A 3,296-nucleotide genomic window follows, 5' to 3' on the forward strand; every position below is an offset into this window, starting at 1 on the left:
ACCTGGGCCGGGTCTGCGAACCGGGCACCGTCGAGGTCGTGGACTTCATGTCCATCGAGAAGTACTCCCACGTCATGCACATCGTCTCGACGGTCACCGGACAGATCGCCCAGGGCCGCACCGCCTTCGACGTGCTCACCGCCTGCTTCCCCGCGGGCACCCTCTCCGGCGCCCCCAAGCCCCGCGCCATGCAGATCATCGACGAACTGGAACCCTCCCGCCGCGGGCTCTACGGCGGCTGCGTCGGCTACCTCGACTTCGCGGGCGACTCCGACACCGCCATCGCCATCCGCACCGCCCTGCTCCGCGACGGCACGGCGTACGTGCAGGCCGGAGCGGGGGTCGTCGCCGACTCCGACCCCGTGGCCGAGGACACCGAGTGCCGCAACAAGGCCGCCGCCGTGCTCCGCGCCATCCACACGGCGAACCGCCTGCGCGCCGCCGGAAGCGGTGAGGGATAGTGGACGGGTGACTTCTGCAGTACCACCGCCCCGTACCGACGCGCCGACCGCCGAGRCCCCGGCCCAGCGCGGCAGCAGGCGCAGCATCGGCGCCGCGCTGCTGCTCGGCGCCCTCGGCGCGGCCCTCGCGCTCCTCGCCTCCCGCCAGGACTGGGCCCACGGGACCGCCTCGGTGGCGGGCGGCGACCTGCCGCTGACCGCCCGGGGCAGCGACGTCACGGGCGTCCCCGCGGCCCTCGCGGTCGTGGGCCTCGCCGCCCTCGTCGCGATCTTCGCGGTCCGCCGCACCGGACGCCTCCTGGTCTCCGGGCTGCTCACCCTGAGCGGCGCGGGCATCGTGGCCGCCGCCCTGCTCGGCGCGGACGACAGCGCCGCCCTGGACGAGCAGGCCGCCACCGCCTCCGGCGACACCGCGGCCACCATCCACGGCCTGTCCCACACCGGCTGGCCGTACGCCGCCGCGGGCGCGGGCGTCCTGATCCTGCTCGCCGGGCTCCTCGCGCTCACCTACGGCCGCTCCTGGCCCGCGATGTCGGGGCGCTACGAACGCGACGGCTCGCCCAGCCCCCGCAAGGCGCGCCGCGCCCCGGACCCGGAGCGGCCCGAGGAACTGTGGAAGGCCCTGGACCGCGGCGAGGACCCGACGCGCGAGGCGTGACCCGTGACCCATGACCCCGCGCTCACGCGGCACGCACGGGTGCGGGACAATGGCGACCAGGGTCCGACTCGCGGTGGGCCTCCCCACCCTTCACCACGCATACAGCACACGAGGAGCAAGTCATGGCGGGCAGCAGCCACGGACACGGACACACCCCGGCCGCCTGGACCGGTGTCATCATCGCCTTCATCGGTTTCTGCGTCGCGGGTGCCTTCATGGTGATGGCCAACGTGCCCGGGTTCTGGGCCGGCATGGCGATCATCGCGATCGGCGGCCTCGTGGGCGGCGCCATGAGCGCCGCGGGTCTCGGCCAGAACAAGCGCCCGCGCCGTGAGATCCGGGGCTCCGAGGCCTGAGCACGCCGGGCCGCGAGGCCTGAGCACGCGCGCACGCCGGGAGGCGGCCCGGTGACGTCCGGGCCGCCTCCCGGCGTGTCCGGCACCGGGCACCCCGCCCGGGAACGAGGCAGAATGCTCGGGTGACCGCCGAGACCGAGAGCGCACGCGACCTGCCCGCCGGGGCCCGTCGGCAGCCGGGAACGCCGACCCGCCTGCTGGTGCCCGCGGGCCTGCTCGCCGCCGTCGCCGGAGCCTTCGCCTACGTCGGCGCCGTCGACCCGAACGAGCCCGGCCACTACCCGGCCTGCCCGCTGCTGCGCCTCACCGGCGTCTACTGCCCCGGCTGCGGCGGCCTGCGCAGCGCCCACGCCTTCATCCACGGCGACCTCACCGCGGCCCTCGGCGCCAACGCGCTCGCCGTCGCGGGGTACGCGCTCTTCGCGGTCGTGTGGACCGTCTGGGTGATCCGCGTGGTGCGCGGGCGACCGCTGCGGATCGAGTTGGGCCCGGTGCAGCTGTGGGGCGCCGGAGTCCTGGTCACGGTCTTCACCCTCGTCCGCAACCTGCCGTTCGGATCGTGGCTGCACCCCTGAACGCGCAGGCCGCACGGGTGACGTATGTCCAGGTCGTGGGACGGCCGTCAACCGGATGCGAGGGCTTCGCCCTCCTGCGGATACCATCGCAGTGACCAGCTTGAACGTCAGCTACAACCGTCAGGGAAGGGGACCGCTCGCGTGAGTGTGCTCGACGAGATCATCGACGGAGTCCGTGCCGACCTCGCGGAGCGGCAGGCGCGCGTCAGCCTCGACGAGCTCAAGGAACGCGCGGCGAAGGCTCCCGCGGCCAAGGACGGCGCGGCCGCCCTGCGCGGCGACGGCGTGAAGGTCATCTGTGAGGTCAAGCGCTCCAGCCCCTCCAAGGGCGCGCTGGCCGCGATCGCCGACCCGGCCGGGCTCGCCGCCGACTACGAGGCGGGCGGCGCCGCCGTCATCTCCGTGCTCACCGAGGAGCGCCGCTTCGGCGGCTCGCTGGCCGACCTGGAGGCCGTCCGCGCCAAGGTCGACATCCCCGTCCTGCGCAAGGACTTCATCGTCACCTCCTACCAGCTCTGGGAGGCACGGGCGTACGGCGCCGACGTCGCGCTGCTCATCGTGGCCGCCCTGGAGCAGCCCGCCCTCGAGTCCCTCATCGAGCGCGCCGAGTCGATCGGCCTCACGCCGATCGTCGAGGTGCACGACGAGGAGGAGGCCGAGCGGGCCGTGGACGCCGGCGCCCGGGTCATCGGCGTCAACAACCGCGACCTGAAGACCCTGAAGGTCGACCGCTCCACCTTCGAGCGCATCGCGCCCGAGCTGCCGGACGACGTCGTCAAGATCGCCGAGTCCGGTGTCCGGGGGCCGCACGACCTGATCGCGTTCGCCAACGCGGGCGCCGACGCGGTGCTCGTGGGCGAGTCCCTGGTCACCGGGCGCGACCCGAGGTCCGCGGTCGCCGACCTCGTCGCGGCGGCCGCCCACCCCGCGCTGCGCCACGGMCGGAGCTGACCCACCCCGATGACCGCCTTCGCCCGCCTCGCACCCGGCTGCCGCCCCCGCGGCTGCCGGGCCCCCGCACGCCGCGTGCGGGGCAGGCGCGTGCGGTACCACATCGGCGCGGAACCGGGCCAGATCCCGGGCATGCGATGGCAGGGCGGCGCCTCGAGGGCTACTTCGGCGCGTTCGGCGGCAAGTTCATCCCGGAGGCCCTGGTCGCCGCCGTGGACGAGGTCGCCGTCGAGTACGACAAGGCCAAGAACGACCCCGAGTTCGCCCGCGAGCTCGATGACCTCCTGGTCCACTA

Annotated in this window: 5 protein-coding genes and 1 pseudogene; all 6 read left to right on the forward strand. The window is 74.3% G+C overall.

From position 1 onward, the window contains the following. Positions 1–461: chorismate-binding protein (locus tag AB8Z36_RS36365; RefSeq protein WP_369217662.1), on the forward strand; the 461-nt coding region annotated here is incomplete at its 5' end. A 7-nt stretch (positions 462–468) separates the two neighbouring features. After that, positions 469–1,119: a TIGR02234 family membrane protein gene (locus AB8Z36_RS36370; RefSeq protein WP_369217663.1), complete on the forward strand. Its 651-nt coding sequence runs from the start codon at positions 469–471 to the stop codon at positions 1,117–1,119. Positions 1,120–1,241: 122 nt separating this feature from the next. Further along, the gene (locus AB8Z36_RS36375) at positions 1,242–1,475 is read left to right on the forward strand and encodes an HGxxPAAW family protein (protein ID WP_369217664.1); all 234 of its coding nucleotides are present in this window, start codon (positions 1,242–1,244) and stop codon (positions 1,473–1,475) included. Positions 1,476–1,597: 122 nt separating this feature from the next. Further along, on the forward strand, positions 1,598–2,050 hold the full coding sequence (locus AB8Z36_RS36380; protein ID WP_440582095.1) for a DUF2752 domain-containing protein: 453 nt from the start codon (positions 1,598–1,600) through the stop codon (positions 2,048–2,050). Between the two features lie 141 nt (positions 2,051–2,191). Further along, positions 2,192–3,001, forward strand: a complete 810-nt coding sequence (gene trpC, locus AB8Z36_RS36385; RefSeq protein WP_369217665.1) for an indole-3-glycerol phosphate synthase TrpC — start codon at positions 2,192–2,194, stop codon at positions 2,999–3,001. Positions 3,002–3,010: 9 nt separating this feature from the next. Beyond that, positions 3,011–3,085: pseudogene (locus tag AB8Z36_RS42400) on the forward strand (tryptophan biosynthesis modulator TrpM); the annotation flags it as partial. Positions 3,086–3,296 lie beyond the last annotated feature (211 nt).

The sequence above is a fragment of the Streptomyces flavofungini genome (genome assembly GCF_041028215.1).
Classification (GTDB): Bacteria; Actinomycetota; Actinomycetes; order Streptomycetales; family Streptomycetaceae; genus Streptomyces; species Streptomyces flavofungini_B.

Excerpts from the sequence above, each read along its gene's own strand:
- AB8Z36_RS36375 (WP_369217664.1), top strand. The coding sequence starts at position 1,242 with ATGGCGGGCAGCAGCCACGGACACGGACACACCCCGGCCGCCTGGACC.